At 61.7% G+C, this 26,398-nt stretch carries 22 protein-coding genes; 12 read left to right on the top strand and 10 right to left on the bottom strand.

Annotation, left to right across the window (positions count from 1 at the left end):
• Window positions 1-108 precede the first annotated feature (108 nt).
• The 3 genes from ACOWVD_RS14115 to ACOWVD_RS14105 all read left to right on the top strand — a co-directional run bounded on the left by ACOWVD_RS14115 (window position 109) and on the right by ACOWVD_RS14105 (window position 3,257).
• The gene (locus ACOWVD_RS14115) at window positions 109-1,032 is read left to right on the top strand and encodes an ABC transporter ATP-binding protein (RefSeq protein WP_021504747.1); all 924 of its coding nucleotides are present in this window, start codon (window positions 109-111) and stop codon (window positions 1,030-1,032) included.
• Window positions 1,029-1,799 carry an ABC transporter permease gene (locus tag ACOWVD_RS14110; protein ID WP_004937535.1) on the top strand — a complete coding sequence of 257 codons (771 nt, stop codon included), beginning with the start codon at window positions 1,029-1,031 and terminating at the stop codon, window positions 1,797-1,799. Before ACOWVD_RS14115 ends, ACOWVD_RS14110 begins: the two co-directional genes overlap by 4 nt.
• A gap of 177 nt (window positions 1,800-1,976) precedes the next feature.
• Window positions 1,977-3,257 carry a polysaccharide deacetylase family protein gene (locus ACOWVD_RS14105; protein ID WP_015379029.1) on the top strand — a complete coding sequence of 427 codons (1,281 nt, stop codon included), beginning with the start codon at window positions 1,977-1,979 and terminating at the stop codon, window positions 3,255-3,257.
• Between the two features lie 34 nt (window positions 3,258-3,291).
• On the opposite strand, the gene panD is transcribed toward ACOWVD_RS14105, so the two are convergent.
• The 3 genes from panD to panB all read right to left on the bottom strand — a co-directional run bounded on the left by panD (window position 3,292) and on the right by panB (window position 5,490).
• On the bottom strand, window positions 3,292-3,672 hold the full coding sequence (panD, locus tag ACOWVD_RS14100) for an aspartate 1-decarboxylase (protein WP_004937544.1): 381 nt from the start codon (window positions 3,670-3,672) through the stop codon (window positions 3,292-3,294).
• 145 nt (window positions 3,673-3,817) lie between these two features.
• Window positions 3,818-4,672: a pantoate--beta-alanine ligase gene (panC, locus tag ACOWVD_RS14095; protein ID WP_048325348.1), complete on the bottom strand. Its 855-nt coding sequence runs from the start codon at window positions 4,670-4,672 to the stop codon at window positions 3,818-3,820.
• Between the two features lie 23 nt (window positions 4,673-4,695).
• Window positions 4,696-5,490 (bottom strand): 3-methyl-2-oxobutanoate hydroxymethyltransferase, encoded by a 795-nt coding sequence (gene panB / locus ACOWVD_RS14090; RefSeq protein ID WP_004937548.1) that lies wholly within the window; start codon window positions 5,488-5,490, stop codon window positions 4,696-4,698.
• A 166-nt stretch (window positions 5,491-5,656) separates the two neighbouring features.
• Between panB and qseB the strand changes: the two genes are divergently transcribed.
• Together qseB and qseC are read left to right on the top strand one after the other, a co-directional pair.
• On the top strand, window positions 5,657-6,319 hold the full coding sequence (gene qseB / locus ACOWVD_RS14085) for a quorum sensing response regulator transcription factor QseB (protein WP_004937550.1): 663 nt from the start codon (window positions 5,657-5,659) through the stop codon (window positions 6,317-6,319).
• A complete protein-coding gene (gene qseC / locus ACOWVD_RS14080) occupies window positions 6,316-7,674 on the top strand; it encodes a quorum sensing histidine kinase QseC (protein ID WP_049239911.1) in 1,359 nt (452 codons plus the stop codon). Before qseB ends, qseC begins: the two co-directional genes overlap by 4 nt.
• Before the next feature lie 5 nt (window positions 7,675-7,679).
• On the opposite strand, the gene folK is transcribed toward qseC, so the two are convergent.
• From folK to thpR, 6 genes are all read right to left on the bottom strand, one after another.
• Window positions 7,680-8,180 (bottom strand): 2-amino-4-hydroxy-6-hydroxymethyldihydropteridine diphosphokinase, encoded by a 501-nt coding sequence (gene folK, locus ACOWVD_RS14075; RefSeq protein WP_004937558.1) that lies wholly within the window; start codon window positions 8,178-8,180, stop codon window positions 7,680-7,682.
• Entirely contained in the window at window positions 8,180-9,727 is a 1,548-nt protein-coding gene (gene pcnB, locus ACOWVD_RS14070; RefSeq protein ID WP_075201870.1) for a polynucleotide adenylyltransferase PcnB, read from the bottom strand. The genes folK and pcnB overlap by 1 nt, the downstream gene beginning before the upstream one ends.
• 61 nt (window positions 9,728-9,788) lie before the next feature.
• Window positions 9,789-10,700 carry a tRNA glutamyl-Q(34) synthetase GluQRS gene (gluQRS, locus tag ACOWVD_RS14065; RefSeq protein ID WP_164095568.1) on the bottom strand — a complete coding sequence of 304 codons (912 nt, stop codon included), beginning with the start codon at window positions 10,698-10,700 and terminating at the stop codon, window positions 9,789-9,791.
• A 72-nt stretch (window positions 10,701-10,772) separates the two neighbouring features.
• Window positions 10,773-11,228: an RNA polymerase-binding protein DksA gene (gene dksA, locus ACOWVD_RS14060; protein ID WP_004937569.1), complete on the bottom strand. Its 456-nt coding sequence runs from the start codon at window positions 11,226-11,228 to the stop codon at window positions 10,773-10,775.
• 183 nt (window positions 11,229-11,411) lie between these two features.
• Entirely contained in the window at window positions 11,412-12,119 is a 708-nt protein-coding gene (gene sfsA, locus ACOWVD_RS14055) for a DNA/RNA nuclease SfsA (RefSeq protein WP_164095566.1), read from the bottom strand.
• The gene (thpR, locus tag ACOWVD_RS14050; protein ID WP_015379023.1) at window positions 12,116-12,658 is read right to left on the bottom strand and encodes an RNA 2',3'-cyclic phosphodiesterase; all 543 of its coding nucleotides are present in this window, start codon (window positions 12,656-12,658) and stop codon (window positions 12,116-12,118) included. Before thpR ends, sfsA begins: the two co-directional genes overlap by 4 nt.
• Before the next feature lie 190 nt (window positions 12,659-12,848).
• Here thpR and hrpB point away from each other — a divergent pair, with 190 nt between their 5' ends.
• The 7 genes from hrpB (at window position 12,849) to ACOWVD_RS14015 (ending at window position 24,534) form a co-directional block, all read left to right on the top strand.
• Window positions 12,849-15,287, top strand: coding sequence for an ATP-dependent helicase HrpB (gene hrpB, locus ACOWVD_RS14045; RefSeq protein WP_421105636.1), 2,439 nt, complete (start codon window positions 12,849-12,851; stop codon window positions 15,285-15,287).
• 118 nt (window positions 15,288-15,405) lie between these two features.
• Window positions 15,406-17,907 (top strand): bifunctional glycosyl transferase/transpeptidase, encoded by a 2,502-nt coding sequence (mrcB, locus tag ACOWVD_RS14040; protein ID WP_016930056.1) that lies wholly within the window; start codon window positions 15,406-15,408, stop codon window positions 17,905-17,907.
• A 251-nt stretch (window positions 17,908-18,158) separates the two neighbouring features.
• Complete coding sequence (gene fhuA, locus ACOWVD_RS14035) at window positions 18,159-20,339, top strand: ferrichrome porin FhuA (RefSeq protein WP_342134897.1); 2,181 nt, start codon at window positions 18,159-18,161, stop codon at window positions 20,337-20,339.
• A 47-nt stretch (window positions 20,340-20,386) separates the two neighbouring features.
• Window positions 20,387-21,184 carry a Fe3+-hydroxamate ABC transporter ATP-binding protein FhuC gene (gene fhuC, locus ACOWVD_RS14030; protein ID WP_049239906.1) on the top strand — a complete coding sequence of 266 codons (798 nt, stop codon included), beginning with the start codon at window positions 20,387-20,389 and terminating at the stop codon, window positions 21,182-21,184.
• Window positions 21,184-22,092: a Fe(3+)-hydroxamate ABC transporter substrate-binding protein FhuD gene (fhuD, locus tag ACOWVD_RS14025; RefSeq protein WP_021504740.1), complete on the top strand. Its 909-nt coding sequence runs from the start codon at window positions 21,184-21,186 to the stop codon at window positions 22,090-22,092. Before fhuC ends, fhuD begins: the two co-directional genes overlap by 1 nt.
• A complete protein-coding gene (fhuB, locus tag ACOWVD_RS14020) occupies window positions 22,089-24,077 on the top strand; it encodes a Fe(3+)-hydroxamate ABC transporter permease FhuB (protein WP_164095565.1) in 1,989 nt (662 codons plus the stop codon). The genes fhuD and fhuB overlap by 4 nt, the downstream gene beginning before the upstream one ends.
• A gap of 304 nt (window positions 24,078-24,381) precedes the next feature.
• Window positions 24,382-24,534 carry a Hok/Gef family protein gene (locus ACOWVD_RS14015; RefSeq protein WP_004937594.1) on the top strand — a complete coding sequence of 51 codons (153 nt, stop codon included), beginning with the start codon at window positions 24,382-24,384 and terminating at the stop codon, window positions 24,532-24,534.
• A gap of 123 nt (window positions 24,535-24,657) precedes the next feature.
• On the opposite strand, the gene metK is transcribed toward ACOWVD_RS14015, so the two are convergent.
• Window positions 24,658-25,812 (bottom strand): methionine adenosyltransferase, encoded by a 1,155-nt coding sequence (gene metK, locus ACOWVD_RS14010; RefSeq protein ID WP_049241925.1) that lies wholly within the window; start codon window positions 25,810-25,812, stop codon window positions 24,658-24,660.
• Window positions 25,813-26,398: the final 586 nt, after the last annotated feature.

Below are 26,398 nucleotides of genomic sequence, written 5' to 3'. Positions count from 1 at the left end.
ATTCGACGCAGTGAAAACGTCGCCGATGCTAGGATTATCGTTAGTGTTTCAAGCCTCGCAAACAGGGGAGTGGCGGCATACTCATCGTTATAAGGTACTATTTTACATATGAATTATGCACTGGAATTAGCGCAGCTGACCAAGACTTACGCCGGTGGCGTCAAGGCGCTGCGCGGCATCGACCTGAGCGTCGAAGCGGGGGACTTTTATGCCCTGCTGGGGCCAAACGGCGCCGGAAAGTCCACCACCATCGGCATCATCAGCTCGCTGGTGAACAAAACGGCCGGCAGCGTACGGGTATTCGGTTACGACATCGATAAAGACATCGTCAACGCCAAGCGCCAGCTCGGCCTGGTGCCGCAGGAGTTCAACTTCAATCCATTTGAGACCGTGTTGCAGATCGTGGTGAATCAGGCGGGCTACTACGGTGTCACGCGGCGTGAAGCGATGGCGCGCGCCGAAAAATACCTCAATCAGCTGGATCTGTGGGGCAAGCGCAACGAGCGTGCCCGCATGTTGTCCGGCGGCATGAAGCGCCGCCTGATGATCGCCCGCGCGCTGATGCATCAGCCGAAGCTACTGATCCTCGATGAGCCGACCGCCGGGGTGGATATTGAGCTGCGTCGCTCGATGTGGGGCTTCCTGAAAGATCTGAACGCCCAGGGCACCACCATTATCCTCACCACCCACTATCTGGAAGAGGCGGAAATGCTGTGCCGCAACATCGGCATCATCCAGAACGGGGAACTGGTGGAAAACACCTCGATGAAGGGGCTGCTGGCCAAGCTGAAGTCGGAAACCTTCATCCTCGATCTGGCGGCGAAGAGCCCGCTGCCGAAGCTGGACGGTTACCACAGCCGCCTGACGGATACCTCGACGCTGGAAGTGGAGGTGATGCGCGAGCAGGGGCTGAACGGCCTGTTCGCCCAGCTGAGCGCGCAGGGCGTGCAGGTGCTGAGCATGCGCAATAAGGCGAACCGCCTGGAAGAGCTGTTTGTCACCCTGGTTAACGGCAATGGAGAGAAAGCATGACGCGTTTGTATTGGGTGGCCTTACAGAGCATCTGGGCCAAAGAGGTAAACCGGTTCGCGCGCATCTGGATCCAGACCCTGGTGCCGCCGGTGATCACCATGACGCTGTACTTCATCATCTTCGGTAACCTGATCGGCTCGCGCATTGGCGATATGCACGGCTTCAGCTACATGCAGTTCATCGTGCCCGGCCTTATCATGATGGCGGTGATCACCAACTCCTATGCCAACGTCGCCTCGTCGTTCTTCAGCGCCAAGTTTCAGCGCAACATTGAGGAACTGCTGGTGGCGCCGGTGCCGACCCACGTGGTGATCGCCGGCTATGTCGGCGGCGGCGTGGCGCGCGGCATCTGCGTCGGCGTGCTGGTGACCATCATCTCACTGTTCTTCGTGCCGCTGCAGGTGCACGCCTGGTGGGTGATTGCGCTGACGCTGCTGCTGACGGCGATCCTGTTCTCGCTGGCGGGGCTGATCAATGCGGTGTTCGCCACCACTTTCGACGACATCAGCCTGATCCCGACCTTCGTGCTGACGCCGCTGACTTACCTGGGCGGGGTGTTCTACTCGCTGTCGCTGCTGCCACCATTCTGGCAGGCGGTGTCCAAGCTGAACCCCATCGTTTATATGATCAGCGGCTTCCGCTACGGTTTCCTCGGCATCAACGACGTGCCGCTGGCGTTCACCATGGCGGTGTTGGTGGCGTTTATCGCGGTGTTTTACCTGCTGTCCTGGTACCTGATCGAGCGTGGCCGCGGCCTGCGCAGCTGATCGTATCGCGCCCTCGCTTTCCCGGCGGGGGCGCTTTTCTTGATTTGGCGCAGGCGGCGCGTAAATCAATAGAATTGCTCAAATAACCGCTAGTTCCCCGCTGTTCAAATCGTGCTATGCTGGCGCTCCACATTTCCTCCACTTTTGTCATTACGCACTCGTAAGCAGAACATCATCATGCGGTCTCAATACACGTTAACGGCTGGGTTGCTCGGCATTCTGATGTCGTTGGTTTCCCCTGTGAGCCTGGCTAGTCTGCTGTCGGAAGACAGCGCGGTTAAATCTGAATACATGGAAGCGCAGCGCGATAGCGAAGTCTATGCGTTGGTGGGCGAGCATGTGATCCCGGTAGGGGAAGTGAAGCGCGGGCAACTGCTCCAAGTCTTCCCGGCGGATGCGGAATACTACGAATTCAAATTCGGGCACGGTACCGGCTTTATCGATAAAGACGACGTGCGTGAATTGAAGAAGTCGCGCAAGGTGCAAGACGATCTGGGCGAGCTGAACAAACCGCTGACCAACCAGAATCTGATCACGCAAAAAACGATCGACGTATACACCGCAGCGGACAAGGACAGCGAGGTATTGGGCACGCTGGAAGGCAACCTGCGCTATCCGATCATCGGCAAGCTGAAGGATCGCCTGAACAACACCTGGTACGAAGTCAACATCGGCGAGCGGCTGGGGTTCATTAATGAGTTGGACTGCGAGATCGATAACGGCATACCGGTGCTGACTTACCACCACCTGCTGAAAAACGAAGAGAACAAACGCTTCCGCCACACCTCGACCACCACTTCAGACGTGGCGTTCAGCAACCAGATGACCTACCTGAAGCAGGCGGGCTACGACACCATTTCGCTGTACCAGCTGGAAGCTTACCTGAAAAATCAGATCAACCTGCCGGGCAAGGCGGTCGTGCTGACCTTCGACGACGGGCTGAAATCGGTGTATCGCTACGCTTACCCGGTATTGAAGGATTACGGTTTCCGCGCCACGGCGTTCATCATCTCTTCGCGCATCAAACGCCATCCGCAGAAATGGAACCCGGACTCGCTGCAGTTTATGAGCGTCTCGGAGCTCAAGCAGATTCAGGACGTGTTCGACGTGCAGTCGCATACCCATTTCCTGCACCGCACCGACGGTAATCGCCAGCCGATTTTGCTGAGCCGTTCGCTGCACAATATCGAGTTTGATTTTGAGCGCTCACGCCGCGCGCTGTCGCAGTTCAATCCGCACGTGCTGTATCTGTCTTACCCGTTCGGCGGCTATAACCAACGGGCGATTCAGGCGGCGCAGGACGCCGGTTTCCATCTGGCGGTGACCACGGTGCAGGGCAAGGTAAAGCCGGGGGATAACCCCTATACGCTAAAGCGGCTGTATATTCTGCGCACCGACTCGATCCAGACCATGGCGGATCGGATAGCCAACAAGCCGGGCACGGTGGTGGTGCAATAAGGAAGAACGGGCGCGCAAGGCGCCCGTTTTATTGTCAGGCGACCTGAACCGGCACGGCTTTCGCCTTGCGCTGCAGGTTGTTGTCACCTTCGAAATAGGCGACTTTCGGGTGGTGTTGGCGGGCGTCGGCGTCGGTCATTTGCACATAGGAGCAGATGATCAGTTTGTCGCCGACGCAGGCGCAGCGCGCGGCGGCGCCGTTGACCGAAATGATGCGCGAACCGCGCTCGGCGGCGATGGCGTAGGTGGAGAAGCGCTGGCCGTTATCCACGTTGTAAATATCGATCGCTTCATATTCCAGAATGCCGGCGGCCTCCAGGAAATCCTGGTCGATGGCGCAGGAGCCTTCATAGTGCAAGTCAGCCTGAGTGACTTTGACGCGATGCAGCTTGCCTTGCAGCATAGTACGTATCATAGCTTTACCTAACTGAATATCGGCCTTCACAGGCGCTGGGGTTGAACATCTCTCCTGCATCCCTGCAATCTCTATCGTCACCGATTGCTCCGCCATTGTCTACCAATGGTCAGGTATTCTGGGTGACGATAGTATAAAAAACGGCTTACAGCGTCAGGTCGACCTGCTGGTTGTCGATAAGACGCGCCTTGCCCAGCCAGGCTGCCATCAGCACCACCGCTCGCCGGCTGTCCACCGTCAGCGGCTGCAGGCTGTCGGCGTCGCGAATAAACAGCTCATCCGGCGTAAAGCCGGCGGCGCGCAGCTGCTCGGCGGTCTGCTCCAGCAGCGCTTCGATCTGGCGCTCGCCATTGGCCAGCTGTTGCGCCAGCGCGTTCATGATCTTGCTTAGCTGCGGCGCTACCTTGCGCTCTTCGGCGGTCAGGTAGCCGTTGCGCGAGCTGAGGGCCAGGCCGTCTTTGGCGCGCACGGTCGGCACGCCGACGATATCGATGTCGTAACCCATGTCCGCCACCATTTTGCGGATCAACGCCAGCTGTTGGTAATCCTTCTCGCCGAAACAGGCCAAATCAGGCTGCACCAGGTTGAACAGCTTGCTGACGATGGTGGAAACGCCGCGGAAGTGGCCCGGCCGGCTGGCGCCTTCCAGGATGGTGGAGATGCCCGGCACGTCGACGTAGGTCTGCTGCTCCAGGCCCTGCGGATAAACCGCGGCCGGGGCCGGCGCGAACACCAGATCGACGCCGCGGCGGGTCAGCTTTTCGCTGTCTTCCTGCAGCGTGCGCGGGTAGCGCGCCAGATCGTCCGGGCGATCGAACTGCATCGGGTTAACGAAGATGCTCACCACCACCACGTCGGCGCGGGCGCGCGCTTCATCGACCAGCGTCATGTGGCCGTCGTGCAGGTTGCCCATGGTCGGCACCAGCGCGATGCGTTTGCCTTCCTGGCGCCAGCGGCGGATCTGCTGACGCAGCATCGGCAGGGTTTCGATAATAATCATTGGGTGACTCCTGGAACCATCGCTTAGTTAAAAGAGTGTTCAGCCGCCGGGTAGAGGCCTTGCTCCACTTCCTGAATGTAGTGCTGCACCGCCGTGCGGATATCGCCGCTCTGCGCCAGGAAGTTCTTGGCGAACTTCGGCGTGTGGCCGCCGGTGATGCCGAAGGCGTCGTGCATCACCAGGATCTGGCCGTCGGTGCCGTTGCCGGCGCCGATGCCGATGACCGGAATGGACAGCGCTTCGGTGATCTGGCGCGCCAGCTCGGTCGGCACGCATTCCAGCACCAGCAGCTGAATGCCGGCCAGTTCCAGATTCTGCGCGTCCTGCAACAGCTGCTTGGCGGCCAGTTCGTCGCGCCCTTGCACCTTATAACCGCCGAACACGTTGACCGACTGCGGCGTCAGGCCCAGGTGGCCGCATACCGGCACCGCGCGCTCGGCGAGCATTTTCACCGTGTCGCACAACCAGCTGCCGCCTTCCAGTTTCACCATGTTGGCGCCGGCGCGCATCAGCTCGGCGGCGTTGGCGAAGGTCTGTTCCGGGGTGGCGTAACTCATGAACGGCAGATCGGCCAACAGCAGGCAGGCCGGCGCGCCGCGGCGCACGGCGCGCGTGTGATAGGCCACGTCGGCGACGGTGACCGGCAGCGTGGAGTCGTGGCCCTGCAGCGTCATGCCCAGCGAATCGCCCACCAACAGGACTTTGATGCCTTGCTCTTCAAACAGTTTGGCAAAGCTGGCATCGTAGGCGGTAAGGGTAGCAAACTTGCGTTGCTCCTGTTTCCACTGGCGCAAGTGGGTCACGGTGGTGGGTTTCATCACAACGTCTCCTGAAACGGGCCGTGCGGCGTACGCAGGCCCAGGCTGCAAAAAAGTGCAGTCATTCTACTGTAACCCGATCGGGGTGGGTAGCGCGGATCGCCATGCTTAAGCGGTTCTTAAGAACCTTGTGGTGCAATGGCGCCAAGACTCAAAAGGGATACTCATGCGAATTCTGTTGATCGAAGATGACAAACTGATCGGGGACGGCATCAAGGCCGGGCTGACCAAACTCGGCTTCAATCTGGACTGGTTCACCGACGGCGCCGTCGGCAAAAATGCGCTGGACAGCGCGCCGTACGACGCGGTGATCCTCGATCTCAGCCTGCCGGGCCTCGACGGCCTGGATCTGCTGCGCCAGTGGCGCCAGGCCGGGCAGGACGTGCCGGTGCTGATCCTCACCGCCCGCGATGCGCTGGAGCAGCGGGTCAGCGGGCTGCAAAGCGGCGCCGACGATTATCTGTGCAAGCCGTTCGCGCTGGCCGAAGTGGCGGCGCGCCTGCAGGCGCTGATCCGCCGTCGCCACGGCCAACTGATGCCGCAGCTGACGCACGGCAACGTGGTGTTCGACAGCGCCACCCGCAGCGTGAGCTGCAACGGCGAACCGGTGACGCTGACGCCGCGCGAATTGGCGGTGCTGGAGCTGTTTTTGCACAACAAAGGGCGGGTGCTGGCGCGGCCGTTGATTCAGGAGAAACTGTACAACTGGGACGACGAGGTGAGCAGTAACGCGGTGGAGGTGCATATTCACCACCTGCGGCGCAAGCTGGGCAACGGCTTCATCCGTACCATCCACGGCGTGGGTTACACGCTGGGGGATGCGCCGTGAAGCGTCTCAGCCTGCGGCTGCGTCTGATCCTGATCTTCAGCCTGCTGGCGCTGCTGACCTGGTGCACCGCCAGCGTGGTGGCCTGGGTGATGTCGCGCAACACCATCAACGAAGTGTTCGACACCCAGCAGATGCTGTTCGCCAAACGGCTGGCGACCGCCAACCTCGGCGATCTGTTGGCCGATGAAAGCGCGCGCAGCCTGCCGAAAACCAAGAAGCTGGTGCATCACGGCAAGCGCGGCGAACAGGACGACGACGCGCTGGCGTTCGCCATCTTCGATCGCCAGGGCAAGATGCTGCTCAACGACGGCGAGAACGGTGCCGACTTCCTGTTTGACGGGGAGCGTGAGGGTTTTACCGACGGCGAGCGCAAAGGCGATGACGACAGCTGGCGCCTGGTGTGGCTGACCAGCCCGGACGGGCGCTATCGCATCGTGGTCGGCCAGGAGTGGGATTACCGGCGCGATATGGCGCTGGGCATGGTGACCGGCCAACTGGTGCCCTGGCTGGCGACGCTGCCGGTGCTGATGCTGCTGATCGCGCTGATGGTCGGGCGCGAGCTGCGGCCGTTGCGCACGGTAGCCGCCGGTTTGCGCCGGCGCGCGCCCGATGATGCGACGCCGCTGGACGCGCGCCAGGTGCCGCCCGAGGTGCGCCCGCTGGTGGATGCGCTCAATGCGCTGTTTGCCCGCATCAACGCTTTGCTGGTGCGGGAGCGACGCTTCACCTCCGATGCCGCGCACGAGTTGCGCAGCCCGCTGGCGGCGCTGCGGGTGCAGACCGAAGTGGTGCAGCTGGCGGGGGACGATGCGCCGATGCGCGAGCACGCGCTGGACAATCTGACGCTCGGCATCGATCGCGCCACCCGGCTGGTGGATCAGCTGTTGACGCTGTCGCGGCTGGATTCGCTGTCGGATCTGGCCGAACTGGCGCCGATCGACTGGAACGATCTGGTGACGATGACCCTGGCGGAACAGGATCGGCAGGCGCATGCGGCGGGCGTGACGCTACGCTATGAACATCGGGGAACGCCGCCGCCGCGTCAGGGAGAAACCTTGCTGCTGTCGCTGCTGTTGCGCAATCTGCTGGACAACGCGGTGCGCTATACCCCGCAGGGCGGCGTCGTCACCGTGACGTTGAGCGAACGTTCGCTGACGGTGGAGGACGACGGTCCGGGTGTCACCACGGAGCATCTGGCGCGGCTCGGAGAGCGCTTCTATCGCCCGCCGGGGCAGGAACAGACCGGCAGCGGGCTGGGGCTCTCGATCGTACAGCGTATTGCCGGCTTGCATGGTTTACAGATCAGTTTCGCCAATCGCCCGGCGGGGGGATTTGTCGCGCGGTTGGCGCTGTAGGCGGGTCAGGATTTCGGTTTTGGCGAGTGCCACAGCGCCATGCCGTTTTCCGGCACGCGCTTGAGGCAGCTGGCGAGCGGTTCGCCATCGGGGAAAATCAGATCGGGGGCGATTTCCGCCAGCGGGTAGAGCATGAATTCGCGCTCTTTCAGGCCGTAATGCGGCACCGTCAGGCGATCGGTATGGATCACCTTGTCGCCGTACAGCATGATGTCCAGATCGAGCGTGCGCGGCCCCCAGCGTTCATCCTTGCGCACGCGACCCTGATTGCGTTCTATCGCCTGGGTATGGTCGAGCAGCTGTTCGGGCGGCAACAGGGTATCCAGCGCCACCACCGCATTGAGAAAGTCCGGCTGGTTTTGCGGCCCCAGCGGCTTGGTGCGGTAAAACGAAGAACAGGTGACCAGCCGGGTGCGCGGGAGATGCTCCAGCGCCTCCAGCGCGGCGTTAACCTGTTGCAGCGGCTGCGCCAGGTTGCTGCCCAGCGCGATATAAACGCGGATCATTATGCCCCTTCTTTACGCGGTGCCCGGCGGCGAGGGCGGCGTTGGCGCGCGCGACGCGGCGCCGGATCGTCACCCAGGGTGCTCAGCATGGCTTTCTGCCGCGCCGGCGTGGCATCCTGGAACTCGCCCCACCACTCGGCCAGACGCAGCATTTCCTGATTGTCTTCCACTTCCGCACGCAGCGCCAGCAAATCATAGGCGGCGCGGAATTTCGGATGTTCCATCAGTTTGTGCGCGCGTTTGCCCTGGCGGCGGGACAGGCGCAGCTGCAGCTGCCAGATATCGCGCACCAGCGTGGTGATGCGTTTCGGGATGGCCAGCGAGCGGCACTGCTCGTCTAGTACGTCGTTCATTGCCAGCGCGAAGGCGTCGTAGTAGGCCAGGCCGCTTTCCTGCGCCAGCTTCTGCGCGTGCTCCAGCAGCGGGTACCACAGCATGGCGGCGAACAGGAACGCCGGGTTGACGCGCATGTCGTTCTGCAGACGGTGATCGGTGTTCTTCAGCACCTGCACCAGAATGCGCTCCATCGGCGTATCGTGGTTCGGCGTGAAGTTACGGGCGATCAGCGGGAACAGCGGTTGGAACAGCTGGTATTCGCACAGCTTCAGGTAGGTCTGGAAACCGTAACCCGCCTGCAGCAGCTTGAGGGATTCTTCGAACAGACGCGCCGGCGGGATCTCATGCAGCAGCGAGGCCAGGCGCGGGATCGGCTCGGCGGTCTCTTCGCTGATGCGCATGTCCAGCTTGGCGGCGAAGCGCACCGCGCGCAGCATACGCACCGGATCTTCGCGGTAGCGAGTTTCCGGATCGCCGATCAGGCGGATCACGCCTTGCTTCAGATCGTTCAGGCCGCCGACGTAATCGCGCAGGGTGAAATCCGCCACGCCGTAGTACAGGCTGTTGATGGTGAAATCACGGCGCTGGGCGTCTTCCTCGATCGAACCGAAGATATTGTCGCGCAGCAGCATGCCGTTTTGCGCCTGCTGGGAGGAATTCTTGTCGGATTCCTGATTCTGTTCGTGGTGACCGCGGAAGGTGGCCACTTCGATGATCTCCGGCCCGAACATCACGTGCGCCAGGCGGAAACGGCGGCCGACCAGGCGGCAGTTGCGGAACAGCTTGCGCACTTGCTCCGGCGTGGCGTTGGTGGTGATGTCGAAGTCTTTCGGCTTTTTGCCGAGCAACAGATCGCGCACCCCGCCGCCGACCAGATAAGCCTCGTAGCCGGACTTGTTCAGGCGATAAAGCACTTTCAGCGCATTTTCGCTGATGTCTTTACGGGAGATCGCGTGCTGTTCGCGCGGGATCACGGTCATCGAGTCGTTGCTCTCGGCGATAGGAAAAGGCGGACGCTTGCGCGGCGTTGAGCGGCGGGCAGGGGCGTTGCTGCCGTTATCGGCGGCGCGCGGCTGCGGCGCAGGGCGGCTTGGCGCCGCGGCACGCTCTTCGCGGACTACGTTTTTATCGCCGGCCGCCGCGTCGTCGCGGGGCAGCTTGTCATCGCGGGTCAGTACCTTACGACAGAAGTTGGCTACTCGGGTAAAAATGGTACACCTCGATAGTGACTGATAAAAATGGAGCTAACAAAAAATAGCGGCTAATCATAGCTCACCATGGCTCCTTTGAGAATGCCGGCGTGTTTTCATCCAGAGGGATAGCCTCCTGACGCGGCACGTTTTCCAACCGCCAGTGTTCGATCGCCCAGCTCAATAATAATGGCAGGTCAAGATCTTGCCAGCTTTCCGGCAGCGGTTGGCGCAGAAATTTCAGCGCGGCGATCAGCACCGGGCGCGGATCGCCGGCGGGCAACGCCGGCGCATGATTTTGCTTCGACAGCTTGATGCCGTTGGCGCCCAGAGCCAGCGGCAGATGCACATAGGCGGGCACCGGCACCTGCAGCTGGCGGTAGAGGGCAATTTGGCGCACCGTCGGTTCGATCAGATCGGCGCCGCGGACAATCTCGGTCACGCCCTGAAAATGGTCGTCGATCACCACCGCCAGGTTGTAGGCGAACAGCCCATCGCGGCGGCGAATGATAAAGTCTTCCCCCGCCAGCGCCGGATCGGCGTGCAATTCTCCCTGCAGGCGATCGTTGAACCGGTAAACGGGGGCGGTCTGACGCAAGCGGATAGCGGCACCCTGCGGGCCGAGCTGCAAATCGCGGCAGTGGCCGTCGTACAATCCGCCGATGTGCTGGATGCGGCTGCGGGTGCAGGTGCAGTAATAGCTGAGCCCCTGGCGCTGCAACAGATCCAGCGCGGCGCGATAGGCGTCGTGACGTTGGGATTGATAGATGACCTGGCCGTCCCAGTGGAGACCATAATGTTCCAGCGCGGACAGGATGCGAGCGGCGGCGCCGGGGACTTCGCGCGGCGGGTCGATATCTTCGATGCGAACCAGCCACTGCCCACGTTGGGCGCGAGCCTGAAGGTAGCTTCCCAGAGCGGCAATCAGCGAACCGAAATGCAGATCCCCGGAAGGCGATGGGGCAAAGCGCCCCACATAATGACTTTCTTGCATATCAGAGGGGAGAGGTTCCCTTTTCTCTGTGCGGCGCACGCGGGTGCGCACGCCGCAGCGATAACAACGGTATTAGCCGGCCATCTGCTTTTCGCGGATCTCAGCCAGCGTCTTGCAGTCGATGCACAGATCGGCGGTCGGACGCGCTTCGAGGCGACGAATCCCGATCTCCACGCCACAAGATTCGCAGTAGCCGAAATCATCGTCTTCCACTTTCTTCAGCGTTTTTTCGATCTTTTTGATCAGTTTGCGTTCACGGTCACGGTTACGCAGTTCAAGGCTGAACTCTTCTTCCTGAGTGGCACGGTCGGCCGGATCAGGGAAGTTGGCTGCCTCTTCTTGCATATGCGATACAGTACGGTCCACTTCGTCCCTGAGCTGGTTGCGCCACGCTTCAAGAATGCGCTTGAAATGCGACAACTGGGCGTCGTTCATGTACTCTTCGCCCGGCTTCTCTTGGTACGGCTCCACCCCAGCGATGGCGAGAATGCTCAAGGACGAGGTTTTACGGTTTTGCCCTTCTTGCATGTTGCTTCTCCTACATACACACGCACTATCGAATCCCCAATGCGGGGGAAAAACAGGCCGCTATAAATAACAGAAGGAAGGTAGGTTGGCAATTATTCCTGTCGCCCGCTTGACAATCGTGTGAAGGAGGGCGTATTTGGCGATCGTGCTGGCCGGTTGTCTATTTATAGGGACCCGACTGCGCTAATCGATAAAAAACGGCAGCTTATCGCAGAGATAAATACCGTCAGGTGATAACTTTGCCCCGTAGCAAACCACTTCCACTCCCAACTGCCGGACCTGTGCCAACAGCGCCGCATAGCGCTCATCTATATGATGTGCCGGTGCGACCTGCTCAATACCGCTGTGTAACACGGCAAAGAACAACACCGCCCGTTGCCCGCTTTCAACCACGCTGAGCAACTCACGCAGGTGCTTTTGCCCTCTGAGCGTTACCGCATCAGGAAAGTAACCACGTTGTTGTTGCAGTAATGTGACTGACTTAACTTCAATATAGCAGTTAACCCGATTTTCTGCCTGTAATAACAAATCGATACGGCTGTTTTCACCGCCGTATTTCACCTCGCTGCTGATTTTACTGTAACCGGATAATTCATTGATTGAATTATGTTCAATCGCCTCGCGCACCAGCGCGTTGGCGCGCAGGGTATTGACGCAGATCCAGTGCCCCTGTTGGGTATGGGTCAACTCCCAACTGTGGGCGTATTTGCGCTTGGGATTGTCCGAGGTGGAGTACCAAACGGTGTCGCCGGGCGTGGCGCAGCCGGTCATGGCGCCGGTATTGGCGCAGTGCAGCGTAAAGGTTTCCCCTTCCGGGGTGATCACGTCCGCCAGAAAGCGTTTGTAACGTTTGATCAGCGTAGCGGAACGCAGCGGTGGAGAGAAAATCATGCGGATGCCTGTTTGGCCAGCGGCCACTGTTCGAGGTGTTGATAGCGGGTGCGGCCGTTTTCGAACACCGACTCATATAAGGAAAAGGCGTCGGCGCTGAACGCCCAGCCCGGCGTCGCCGGCGGGAGCGCCACCGGCTGAGTGGCGGCGCGCAGCAGCGTGATGTGCGGATGGAACGGCAGCGCGCTTTGATGGCAGCCGTTGCGGGCGGCCTGCGAACGCAGCAGCTCGGCCAGCTGCAGCAGCCCGCGCGGCGCGCGGCGGGTGCCGAGCCAGACCACGCCGGGGCGCGGCCAATGGCCGAGATCGTCGAGCCGCATGCTGAAGCCGGGTTGCACGATGCGGCCGGCCAGTTTGCGCAGCGCCAGTTCTTTCTGCGCGCTGACCTCGCCGAGAAACGCCAGCGTCAGGTGCAAATTGGCCGCCGCCACCGGCCGGCCGGCCCCCGGCGCAAACGCCTCGGCGCGCCAGCGGATCACCTGCTGTTGCAGGGCGTCAGGCAAGGACAGGGCGAAAAACAGGCGGCGCGAATTGGACATAAGGACTCGGCAAATGCATGACAAAACGGTCGGGAACAGCGGTAAACGTTACTGGCAGCGGCCCCGCGAGCGGCGCGGCGCACGAATGAGCTCCGTACTATAGCTAACGACGCCGCAGTTTGAAAGGCTACGGGGACAAAGCTAATGCTACACTGTACGCCGTTTAACGTTAACCACTACGGAGAATTCAGTGTCTTCATTGCCCGTCAGCGCAGTGCTCGATGAGTTGCTGGCTGCGCTGCAGTCTGCCCCGCAGGTGCTGTTGCACGCCCCGACCGGCGCCGGTAAATCCACCTGGTTGCCGCTGCAGATCCTGGCTAAGGCCGGGTTGCCGGGGCGCATTATCATGTTGGAGCCGCGGCGGCTGGCGGCGAAAAACGTCGCCTATCGCCTGGCGCAGCAACTGGGGGAGGAGCCTGGTCAGACCGTGGGCTACCGCATGCGCGCCGAAAGCAAAAGCGGGTCGCAGACTCGGCTGGAAGTGGTGACGGAAGGCATTCTCACCCGCATGCTGCAGCAGGATGCCGAGCTGCAGGGCGTGTCGTTGGTGATCCTCGATGAGTTCCATGAACGCAGCCTGCAGGCCGATTTGGCGCTGGCGTTGCTGCTCGACGTGCAGCAAGGGCTGCGCGACGATCTGAAACTGCTGATCATGTCGGCCACCTTGGATAACGCTCGCCTGTCGCAGTTGCTGCCGGAAGCGCCGGTAGTGGTGTCTGAGGGGCGCAGTTTCCCGGTTGAACGCCTGTATCAGCCGTTGGCCAGCCATCAGCGGCTGGAGGACGGCGTAGCGGCGGCGGTGAAGCGGTTGCTGGCCGAACAGCCGGGATCTTTGCTGCTGTTCCTGCCGGGCGTGGCGGAGATCAATCGGGTGCTGGAGCGATTGACCGGCGAGGTGGAGAGCGATACCGATCTTTGCCCGCTGTATGGTGCCTTGCCTCTGGCGCAACAGCAAAAAGCGATTCAGCCGGCGGCGCCTGGCCGCCGCAAGGTGGTGCTGGCGACCAACATCGCCGAAACCAGCCTGACGATCGAGGGCATTCGGCTGGTGGTGGACAGCGGCCTGGAGCGCGTGGTGCGTTACGACGTGCGCAACGGTTTGACACGGCTGGCGACGCAGCGCATCAGTCAGGCCTCGATGGTGCAGCGCGCCGGGCGCGCCGGGCGCCTGGAGCCAGGCCTTTGCTGGCATCTGTTCGTCAAAGAACAGGCGGAACGCGCGGCGGAACATGCCGAACCGGATATTTTACAGAGCGATCTCACCGGCTTCTGGCTCGAACTGTTGCAGTGGGGTTGTCACGATCCGGCGCAGCTGACCTGGCTTGATGCGCCGCCGGCGGCGGCATTGGCGGCGGCCAGGGCGTTGTTGCGCCGGTTGGGGGCTACGGATGACGGCGACAAACTCACCGCGCCGGGGCGCCAGATGGCCGCGTTGGGATGCGAGCCGCGGCTGGCGGCGATGCTGGTTGCCGGCGCGACGCTGAGCGCCGACGGCCTGGCGACGGCGGCGTTGTTGGCGGCGTTGCTGGAAGAACCGCCGCGCGGCGGGCAGATGGATATCGGTTATTGGCTGAGCCGCCCGCAAGCGAACTGGCGGCAGCGCGCCGCGCAGTTGGCCAAACGCCTGCCGCAACGTGCGGGGCAAGTCGACGTCGAGTTGGCGCCGCGCCTGTTGGCGTCGGCATTTGCCGATCGCATCGCCCAGCGCCGTGGCCAGGACGGCCGCTACTTGCTGGCTAACGGCATGGGGGCGGCGATGAACCAGGATGAGGCGCTGTCGCGCGCGCCCTGGCTGATCGTCCCCAGCCTGTTGCAGGGCCACAACAGCCCCGATGCGCGTATCCTGTTGGCGTTGCCGGTGGACATCGAAGCGCTGGCGGCGCAGCTGCCGGCGATGGTCATGCAGCGCACGGCGGTGGAGTGGGATGAAGAGAAGGGCACGCTGCGCGCCTGGAAGCGCCAGCAGATCGGCCGTCTGACGCTGCGTGCCCAGCCGCTGGCCAAACCGGCGGACGAAGAGCTGCAGCAGGCGCTGCTCGATTGGGTGCGCGCGCAGGGGCTGGCGGTGCTCAACTGGGAGGGCGCCGCCGAACAATTGCGGGTGCGCCTGCAGTGCGCGCAAGCCTGGCTGCCGGAGGCGGAGTGGCCGGCGATGGATGAAGAGCCGCTGCTGGCGGCGCTGGATCAGTGGCTGCTGCCGTCGCTGAATGGCGTGCGCGATCTGCGCGGCTTGAAGCAGGTCAACATCGCCGAGGCGCTATCCCGCCTGCTGGACTGGCAGCAAAAGCAGCGGCTGGATAATGCGCTACCCACTCATTACACTGTGCCGACCGGCAGCCGCCTGCCGATCCGTTATGAGGCCGGCAAACCGCCGGCGCTGGCGGTGCGTTTGCAGGAGATGTTCGGCGAGCAGCGCAGCCCGATGTTGGCGGAGGGTCGCATCCCGGTGGTGCTTGAGTTACTCTCACCGGCGCACCGGCCGTTGCAAATCACCGGCGATCTGGCGGCCTTCTGGCAAGGCGCCTACCGCGAGGTGCAAAAAGAGATGAAGGGCCGCTACCCGAAACACGTGTGGCCGGACGATCCGGCCACGGCGGTACCGACGCGCCGAACGAAGAAATATCAGTAGGTCGCGATCATTCAAGGTTTGGAATTCAGATGTTTCTTCTGGTCAGCGCTGCGGCGTCGGCACAGATTAAGCGACTAATCACGGCCGGCAGTGTCGGCAAGCTCGGAGAACAACAGCCATGGCTGGGGATGACCGCGAGCCCATCGGGCGCAAAGGAAAACAACCAAAAAGCACCGCGTCGCGCAAGCCGCCGCGCCGTCGCCGAGACGACGATTATGACGATTACGAAGAAGACGAGTATGACGATGATGAGTATGAAGAGGAGGAGGAACGCATGCCGCGTAAGGTAAAAGCGACTCCGCCGCGTAAAAAACGCCGCTGGCTCGGCCTGATTATCAAACTGATCCTGGTGCTCGCCGTCCTGTTGGCGATCTACGGCGTCTATTTGGATTCCCAGATCCGCAGCCGCATCGACGGCAAAGTCTGGCAATTGCCGGCGGCGGTGTACGGCCGCATGGTCAACCTGGAACCGGGCATGCCGTACAGCAAGAAGGAGATGGTCAACCTGCTGGAAGGCATGCAGTATCGCCAGGTCAGCCGCATGACGCGTCCGGGCGAGTTTACCGTACAGGCCAACAGCATCGAGATGCTGCGCCGCCCGTTCGACTTCCCGGATGGTAAAGAAGGGCAGATCCGCGCCCGCCTCGATTTCCAGAACAACCGCCTGGCGAAGATCGAAAACCTGGACAGCGGCCGCAGCTTCGGCTTCTTCCGCCTCGATCCGCGTCTTATCACCATGCTGCAGTCGCCGAACGGTGAACAGCGCCTGTTCGTGCCGCGCTCCGGTTTCCCGGATCTGTTAGTGGATACGCTGATTGCCACGGAAGACCGCCACTTCTATGAGCATGACGGCATCAGCCCGTACTCCATCGGCCGCGCGGTGCTGGCCAACCTGACCGCCGGCCGTGCGGTGCAGGGCGGCAGTACCCTGACGCAGCAGCTGGTGAAGAACCTGTTCCTGACCAACGAACGTTCGTTGTGGCGTAAGGCCAACGAAGCCTATATGGCGCTGTTGGTCGATTACCGTTACAGCAAAGACCGCATCCTGGAGCTGTATCTGAACGAGGTGTACCTCGGCCAGAGCGGCAGCGACCAGATCCGCGGCTTCCCGCTGGCCAGCCTGTATTACTTCGGCCGCCCGGTGGACGAGCTGAGCCTCGATCAACAGGCGCTGCTGGTCGGCATGGTCAAGGGCGCGTCGCTGTACAACCCGTGGCGTAACCCGAAACTGGCGCTGGAACGCCGCAACCTGGTGCTCAAACTGCTGCAGAACCAGGGTGTGATCGACGGCGAGCTGTATGACATGCTGAGCGCGCGTCCGCTGGGCGTACAGCCGAAAGGCGGCGTCATTACGCCACAGCCGGCGTTTATGCAGATGGTGCGTCAGGAACTGCAAACCAGGCTGGGCGATAAAGTGAATGACTTGTCCGGGGTGAAGATCTTCACCACGCTGGATCCGGTGTCGCAAGACGCGGCGGAAAAAGCGGTCGAAGACGGCATCCCGGCGCTGCGCGCCGCGCGTCACCTGCAGGATCTGGAGGCGGCGATGGTGATCGTCGATCGCTTCAGCGGTGAAGTGCGCGCCATGGTCGGCGGCGCCAACCCGCAGTTCGCCGGTTTCAACCGCGCCATGCAGGCGCGCCGTCTGGTCGGCTCGTTGGCCAAGCCGCCGACGTACCTGACCGCGCTGTCCGAACCGGATAAATACCGCCTCAACACCTGGCTGGCGGATGCGCCGCTGTCGCTGAAACAGCCGAACGGCGCCGTCTGGCAACCGAACAACTATGATCGCAAATTCCGCGGTCAGGTGATGCTGGTGGATGCGTTGGCCAACTCGCTGAACGTGCCGACGGTGAACCTCGGCCTGTCCGTCGGGCTGGATCAGATCAGCGCCACGCTGCAACGCCTCGGGATCCCGAAAGCGGAGATCAACCCGGTGCCTTCGATGCTGTTGGGAGCGATTGGCCTGACGCCGATGGAAGTGGCGCAGGAGTACCAGACCATCGCCAGCGGCGGTAACCGTGCGCCGCTGTCGGCGGTGCGTTCGGTGATCGCCGAAGACGGCACGGTGCTGTACCAGAGCTTCCCGCAGGCGGAGCGCATGGTGCCGGCGCAGGCCGCTTACCTGACGCTGTACGCGATGCAGCAGGGCGTGGCGCGAGGAACCTCCCGTTCGCTGTCGGTGAAGTTCCCGAACTACAACCTGGCGGCGAAAACCGGTACCACCAACGATCTGCGCGACAGCTGGTTCGCCGGCATCGACGGCAAGGAAGTGGCGATCGCCTGGGTCGGGCGCGATAACAACGGCCCGGCCAAACTGACCGGCGCCAACGGCGCGTTGACCCTGTATCGCCGCTATCTGGAAAACCAGACGCCGCTGCCGCTGATGCTGCAGCCGCCTGAAGGCATTAACCAGATGAGCATCGACTCTGCCGGCAACTTTATCTGCGGCGGCGGCAGTTGGCGCACCATCCCGGTCTGGACCGACAATCCGCAGGGATTGTGCCAGGCCAGCCAGGCGGCGGTGCAGCAACAGCAGCAACAGCAACAACCGGCGGCGGGTGAGCAAAAAGATGGCGATGGCGTCGCCGGCTGGATCAAGGATATGTTCGGCCAGTAATCGCTACCGGGGCGTCGGCCCCGGTGAAAGTTTTTTCTTTGTTATTAAGCCCGTAACCTTGGTTGCGGGCTTTTTTATTTTTCCGCTCGTTTTATTTCCCTGTTAACTGCAAGGCTAAGCGCCTAATCCTTAACCTATTTGCCCTATGAATTCGGCTTGCAGTTTAATTTGGCTTCTGCATAAAATGTGACGCTTATAATAATTATTATCGTTTACATTCGTCATTTAATAATTCATCAGAGAAATAAATCATGCTGACCAAGCGTCTTTCATCATCCGCGGCCAAGCAGGGCCGTCTCCCCGTCAGCGCGTTAGCGATCACCGTCGCCGCGGCGCTGGGCACGCTGGCGATGCCGGCCTTTTCCGCCGACGCCAAGGAAGACACGATTACCGTTGTGGGCGGTAGCAACACCGCCCAGCAGGAAAGCGCCTGGGGGCCGGTTGGCACCTATGTCGCCAAGCGCAGCGCCACCGGCACCAAAACCGATACGCCGATCGAGAAGAACCCGCAGTCCGTTTCCGTGGTAACGCGTGAAGAGATGGACATGCGCCAACCGGATACGGTGAAGGGCGCACTGGCCTATGCGCCGGGCGTATTCGCCAGCCGTGGCAGCTCCACGACCTATGACGCGGTGGCAATCCGCGGCTTCCCGGCCACCAACACCACCCAGTATCTGGATGGCCTGCGGTTGCTGGGCGACAACTACAGCGAAGCGTCCATCGATCCTTATTTCCTCGAACGCGCCGAACTGCTGCGCGGCCCGGTCTCGGTGCTGTACGGCAAAAGCAACCCGGGCGGTTTGGTCTCGATGGTCAGCAAGCGGCCAACCACCGAGCCGCTGCGCGAAATCCAGTTCAAGATGGGCAGCGACAACCTGTTCCAGACCGGTTTCGATTTCAGCGACGCGCTGGACGATCAGGGCATCTATTCCTATCGCCTGACCGGTCTGGCGAAAGACAGCGATACGCAGCAAAACATGAGCAAAGAGAAGCGCTATGCGATCGCGCCGTCCTTTAGCTGGCGCCCGGATGACAAAACCAACTTCACGCTGCTGGCCAACATTCAAAACGATCCCTATACCGGTTATTACGGCTGGCTGCCGAAGCAGGGCACGCTGATCCCGTTGCCGGACGGCAGCAAACTGCCGACCGATTTCAACGAAGGTGAAGCCAGCAACTATATGGCGCGCAAGCAGCGGATGATTGGGTACAGTTTCGAACACGCCTTCAACGATACCTGGGCGGTGCGCCAGAACCTGCGTTATATGCAGGTGGACACCGATATGAAGAGCATCTACGGATTTGGCTTGTCATCACCGACGACGATCAATCGCGCTTATGTTCAGTCGAAAGAGCACCTGAACAATTTTGCGGTTGATACTCAGGCGCAGGCGAAGGTGAAAACCGGCGATATCGACCATACGCTGTTGTTTGGCGTAGATTATTCGCGTATGCGCAACGATATCAATTCCGACTATGGTTCCGCAGACGGCCTGAGCATGACCCAGCCGCAGTATGGCAATGATGTGGTCAATATCAACTTCCCATACAAGTATTTGAACCGTCAGGAGCAAACCGGCCTGTATGTGCAGGAGCAAGGGGAGTGGAACCAGTGGCTGTTGACGCTGGGCGGGCGCTATGACTGGGCGAAAACGTCGGCCAATAACCGCGTTCTCGGGTACACCAACGAACGCTCCGATGGGCAGTTTACCTGGCGCGGCGGATTGAATTACCTGTTCGACAACGGCGTGACGCCGTATTTCAGCTACAGCGAGTCGTTTGAACCGACCCTCGATACGTCAATCAACGGCCAGACCTTTAAGCCCTCTATCGGCAAGCAGTATGAAGCCGGTGTGAAATACGTGCCGAAGGATCGCCCAATCGTGCTGACCGGCGCGCTGTACCAACTGACTAAGAACAACAACCTGACGCCGGATCCGGATAACGCGCAGTTCAGCGTGCAGAGCGGCGAGATCCGCTCGCGCGGCGTGGAGCTGGAAGCCAAGGCGGCGTTGAACGCCAACGTCAACCTGATCGCCTCCTATACCTATACCGATGCGAAGTACACCAAGGACAACACTTACCAGGGTAAACCGACCGTCGAGGTGCCGAAACACATGGCTTCGCTGTGGGCGGATTATACCTTCCACGAAACGGCGGTGAGCGGCCTGACGCTGGGCTCCGGCGTGCGTTATGTGGGTTCCAGCTCGAGCTTCAACAGCGATAACTCCGCCTTTAAGGTGCCGGATTACACGCTGGTGGACGCTACCATTAAATACGATCTGGCGCGCTTTGGCCTGCCGGGTTCGTCCGTGGGCGTCAACATCAACAACCTGTTCGACAAGACCTACGTATCGAGCTGCTACCGCGACTACGCCTGCTACTGGGGCGCAGAACGCCAGGTGGTCGCCACCGCAACCTTCCGTTTCTAACCGGATAGCCGGGGCGGCGCCGCGTCGCCCCGGACAAAGCAGGATCTATGCAGGACAAACTTCTTAATCCCGGCGCGACCTTCGCGCTGGATAACGCCAGTTTCGCCGTCCCCGGCCGGGTGCTGCTGCAACCGCTGTCGCTCAGTTTTCCCCAGGGCAAAGTCTGTGGCCTGATCGGCCATAACGGTTCCGGTAAATCCACCCTGTTGAAACTGCTCGGGCGGCACCATGCGCCCAGCGGCGGCCAGGTCTTGCTCAATCAGCAGCCGTTGGTGCAGTGGGACAGCAAATCCTTCGCCCGCCAGGTGGCCTACCTGCCGCAGCAGTTGCCGGCGGCGGAAGGCATGACGGTGCGCGAGCTGGTGGCCGTCGGCCGTTATCCGTGGCATGGCGCGCTGGGGCGTTTTGGCGCCAACGATCGTCAACAGGTGGAAGAGGCCATCGCGCTGGTGGGCTTGAAGCCGTTCGCCAACCGGCTGGTGGACAGCCTTTCCGGCGGCGAGCGCCAACGCGCCTGGCTGGCGATGATGGTGGCGCAGGACAGCCGCTGCCTGCTGCTCGACGAACCGACCTCGGCGCTGGATATCGCGCACCAGGTCGAGGTGCTGGCGCTGATCCAGCGCTTGAGCCGCGAACGCGATCTTACGGTGATCGCCGTACTGCACGACATCAACATGGCGGCGCGCTACTGCGACCATTTGGTGGCGCTGCGCGGCGGTGAAATGATCGCCCAGGGCGGCCCGCTGGAGCTGATGCAGGGGCCGGTGCTGGAGCAAATTTACGGTATTCCTATGGGCACGTTGCCGCATCCGAGCGGCGGCGCGCCGGTGAGTTTTGTCTACTGATGTCCTCTGCATTCACTTCTTCTCACGATCCGCTGCGCCGCCGTTTGTTGATGGCGCTGGCGCTGTCGCCGCTGTTGGGTTCGTTGCCCGGCCGAGCGGCGGATGCGCCGCCGGATATCGCGCGCGTTGCGGCGCTGGAATGGTTGCCGATCGAGCTGCTGTTGGCATTGGGCGTGACGCCGCTGGCGGTGGCCGATGTGCATAACTATAACCTGTGGGTGGCGGAGCCAAAGCTGCCGGCGACGGTGGTCGACGTCGGCCAGCGTACCGAACCGAACCTCGAACTGCTGCAGCAACTGCAGCCTTCGCTGGTGTTGTTGTCGCAAGGCTATGGCCCGACGCCGCGCAAAATCCAACCCATCGCGCCAACCATGAGCTTCGGCTTCAACGACGGCAGCGGCAAACCGCTGACCGTCGCCCGCCAGTCGCTGCTGGCGCTGGGTCAGCGGTTGGGCATAGAAAGCCGGGCGGTAAACCACCTGGCGCAGTTCGACAGCTTTATGCAGGACGCGCGTCAGCGCCTGCAAAGCTACACCCGGCAACCGCTGCTGTTGTTTTCTCTGATCGACACGCGCCATGCGCTGATCATCGGCCAGAAAAGTCTGTTCCAGGAAGCGATGGATCAACTCGGCATTCGCAATGCCTGGCAGGAGCCAACCGACTTTTGGGGCACGGCGGTGGTGGGGATTGAACGATTGGCCACGGTGCGTAACGCCCGGGTCATTTATCTCGATCACGGCAATCAGGCGATGATGGACAAGGTCAGCGCGACGCCGCTGTGGCAGTCGTTGCCCTTCGTGCGGCAAAACCAGCTGCGGCAGGTGCCGGCGGTGTGGTTCTATGGCGCTACGCTGTCGACGATGCGGTTTTGCCGCCTGTTGGCGCAGGCTCAGGAGAGTGCGTCATGAATGCGGGCATCCGGAAATTGCCGCTGACGCTGATCTTGCTGTTGCTGGCGGCGGCAGGCGGTTTGACGATATATAACCTGGTGCAGCAGCTGCCGCCGGCGCAATGGGTGCGGGCGCTCAGCGCGCCGGACATCGACGACGTGCGGCAAATGCTGTTCCATTACAGCCTGCTGCCGCGGTTGACGGTGTCGCTGTTGGCCGGCGCCGGTCTGGGGTTGGTTGGCGTGCTGTTCCAGCAGGTGTTGCGCAATCCGTTGGCGGAACCGTCGACGCTCGGCGTGGCCGCCGGCGCGCAGCTCGGCCTGACCATCGCCACGCTGTGGGTGCTGCCGGGGGGCGAGTTCACCCGCCAGTTGGCCGCTATGATGGGGGCGATTGTGGTGGGCGGGCTGGTGTTCGGCGTCGCCTGGGGCAAGCGGATGTCGCCGGTGACGCTGATTCTGGCCGGGCTGGTGCTGGGACTTTACTGCGGCGCGGTCAACAGCCTGCTGGCGCTGTTTCATTACGATCAACTGCAGGGCATGTTCCTGTGGGGCACCGGCGCGCTGAACCAACAGGACTGGAGCGCGGTGCAGTTCCTCCTGCCGCGTTTGCTGGTGGCCGGTGCGCTGGCGGCGCTATTGCTGCGCCCGCTGACGCTGCTGGGACTGGACGACGGCGTGGCGCGCAACCTGGGCCTGGGGCTGTCGATGGCGCGCTTCTGCGCCCTGGGGCTGGCCATTATCTTCAGCGCCATGCTGGTGAGCGCGGTGGGCGTTATCGGCTTTATCGGCCTGTTTGCGCCGCTGATGGCGAAGATGCTGGGCGCGCGCCGTCTGGCGCACCGCATGATGCTGGCGCCGTTGCTGGGGGCGCTGTTGCTGTGGCTGACCGATCAGGTGATGCTCGGGGTCACGCAGGTGTGGCGCGAGATCCCGACCGGTGCGGCCACCGCGCTGTTCGGCGCGCCGCTACTGCTGTGGCTGTTGCCGCGTTTGCGCAGCGCCGCCACGCCGCCGCCGATGAACCTTGGCGACAAGGTGCCTGCCGAGCGCGGGAATCTGCCCGGCTGGATCCTGCTGGGTGGCCTCGTATTGCTGATCGGCCTGACGCTGGCGCTGATGCTGGGCAAAAATGCTGGCGGCTGGCACTGGAGCCTGGGGGCGGAGCTGGACTCCCTGCTGCCGTGGCGCTGGCCGCGGGTGCTGTCGGCGTTGGCGGCGGGCATGATGCTGGCGGTCGCCGGCACGCTGATCCAGAAGCTGACCGGCAACCCGATGGCCAGCCCGGAAGTGTTGGGCATCAGTTCCGGCGCCGCTTTTGGCGTCGTGATGATGTTGTTTATGGTGCCGGGCGACGCCTTCGTTTGGCTGCTGCCCGCCGGCAGTCTGGGGGCGGCCGTTACGCTGCTGATCATCATGATCGCCGCAGGCCGCGGCGGTTTCTCGACGGAACGCATGCTGCTGGCCGGCATCGCGCTCAGCACCGCCTTTACCACCGTCATCTTCCTGCTGTTGGCGAGCGGCGATCCGCGTATGGGGGGCTTGCTGACCTGGCTCTCCGGCTCGACCTATTCGGTGGAGCCAGCGCAGGCGCTGCGCACCGCGCTGGTGGCCGCCGGCCTGATGGTATTGGCGCCGCTGTGCCGCCGTTGGCTGACCATCCTGCCGCTCGGCGGCGCTACCGCTCGTTCGGTGGGGATCGCCTTGACACCTGCGCGATTGACCATCCTGTTGCTGGCCGCCACGCTGACCGCCATGGCGACTCTGACCGTGGGGCCGCTGAGCTTTGTCGGGCTGATGGCGCCGCATATGGCGCGCATGCTGGGCTTCCGCCGCGCGCTGCCGCAGATGGTGATCGCCGCGCTGCTGGGCGGCTTGCTGATGGTGTTTGCCGACTGGTGCGGGCGGATGCTGCTGTTCCCGTATCAGATCCCCGCCGGGTTGCTGGCGACCTTTATCGGCGCGCCGTACTTCGTTTATCTGTTGCGCAAGCAGACGTCGTAAGCCTCTCTCCCACCTTGCTTTCTCCGCCATCAAGGGCCCAGCGTTGCTGGGCCTTTTTCAACGCCTTGCAAGGCGCTGCGTGTCGCTGCGCAAGAAAGATATTTAACGTGAAAAGGAACGCGGGAAGAGAGGGGGAGGCGAATATACTGCGCGCGGGTGCTCTGGATCTTTGTCTCTGGAGCCCGTGCGAAAGATACAAAGAGAAAAGCCCCGAGTCGATATTCATCAACCCGAGGCCTACTCTAACGCACGACAACGTTAAGTTAGCCTCTTACCCGCCGCGAGGCAAGGAGAAGAAGGCATGATGCCGAACAAACGGAGCCTGTTAAAATTGGTGGTTATTTGTGCCACGGTAATATCACTGGCATGGATAACCCGCAGCTCGCTGTGTGAGCTGCGGATCCGATCGGGCACTACGGAGGTTGCGGCCATTTTGGCTTACGAATCCGAACGGTAAGGCAACCCGGCGGCGGGGGCTTTGCCTCCGCCGCCGGCAGTCGATGCGTTGATCCGGGAGCACCCATCCGCTCAAAAAAAACGGCGAGCCTTGGCTCGCCGTTTTTCATGTTGATGTCGGGGCTTATTTCAGGCCGGCGGCATCGCGCAGCAGCTCAGCCTTGTCGGTCGCTTCCCACGGGAAGTGCTCGCGGCCGAAGTGGCCGTAGGCGGCGGTTTCGCGGTAGATCGGCTGCAGCAGATCCATCATCTGGATCAGGCCGTATGGGCGCAGATCGAAGAATTCGCGCACCAGCAGCGTCAGCTGTTCGGTTGGCACTTTCTCGGTACCGAAGGTTTCCACCATGATGGAAGTCGGTTCCGCTACGCCGATAGCGTAAGAAACCTGGATCTCGCAGCGATCGGCCAGGCCGGCGGCGACGATGTTTTTCGCCACGTAGCGCGCCGCGTAAGCCGCGGAACGGTCAACCTTGGACGGATCCTTACCGGAGAAGGCGCCGCCGCCGTGGCGAGCCATGCCGCCGTAGGTGTCGACGATGATCTTACGGCCGGTCAGGCCGCAGTCGCCCATCGGGCCGCCGATAACGAAACGGCCGGTCGGGTTGATGTGGTATTTGGTACCCGCCGTCAGCCATTCAGCCGGCAGTACCGGCTTGATGATCTCTTCCATCACCGCTTCTTGCAGATCTTTCAGCGCGATGTCTTCGGAATGCTGAGTGGACAGCACCACGGCGTCGATGCCGATGATTTTGCCGTCGTCGTATTGGAAGGTCACCTGGCTCTTCGCGTCCGGGCGCAGCCACGGCAGGGTGCCGTTTTTACGCACTTCGGACTGGCGCTGCACCAGACGGTGCGCGTAGGTGACAGGCGCAGGCATCAGCACGTCGGTTTCGTTGGTGGCGTAGCCAAACATCAAGCCCTGATCGCCGGCGCCCTGCTCGAGAGGATCGGTACGGTCAACGCCCTGATTGATATCCGGGGATTGCTTGCCGATGGCGCTCAATACTGCGCAGGAGTTGGCGTCAAAGCCCATGTCCGAATGAACGTAGCCGATCTCGCGCACGGTCTTGCGGGTGATCTCTTCGATATCGACCCAGGCGCTGGTGGTGATTTCACCGCCGACCAGGACCATGCCGGTTTTCACGTAGGTTTCGCAGGCGACGCGCGCCTTCGGATCTTGTTCCAGGATGGCGTCGAGGACGGCATCGGAGATCTGATCGGCGATTTTATCGGGATGCCCTTCGGAGACGGATTCGGACGTGAAGAGGTGTTTAGCCATTGTGTTCTTTACCTTGCATAAGACGGGTTAGAAATTACTGCACAGCGCTGGAGATCCGGCATCGAAGCGAAGGGTCTTCCGCTGATGGCGCGAGATGCATCCTGCAACGCCCCTCAGGCAAAGCCGTTAAGCAGTTTATCAGTTAACCAGTATAGATGGATTAACATCTGGACGTCTATTTTAGGTCAGGGTTTAGCCAGATTGCCAGTAATTTTTTGCGCTTTCGCTCTTTTGCGCAAACGGGTTGGCGCCATTTTCATCGCTTGAAACAGTTTTCGGCGAATTTTCATTTTGCTTTTTCACCTGCTTACCGGTATAAACTGCGCGCGCGGTTCATTTGCTGCACAGTACGGCGGTCTGGCGTGGGGGAAGGTACGATAAACTTCCGCTTTGCATTCGCCGGCATTGCGCTATTATCCGTCGCGGGCGTTCGCCATGGCGCCGCCGCTTCATCGAACGGTCACGTTCTTACACTATTTTAGAGGCTGGGTCGTTCACTCCGAACGGCGCGCGTGGAGGTGGTTGGATTAATGATCCGTTGTCTACCGGTTGTTGGTTCTCAACAGCAGTGCCGTTCTGGCGCACA

Origin of the sequence: Serratia sp. SA088 (assembly GCF_049065515.1) — a bacterium.
Taxonomy (GTDB): Bacteria; Pseudomonadota; Gammaproteobacteria; order Enterobacterales; family Enterobacteriaceae; genus Serratia; species Serratia nematodiphila.
Note: the sequence above shows the minus strand (reverse complement) of the source record. Positions and strands in the feature narration are given on the sequence as shown.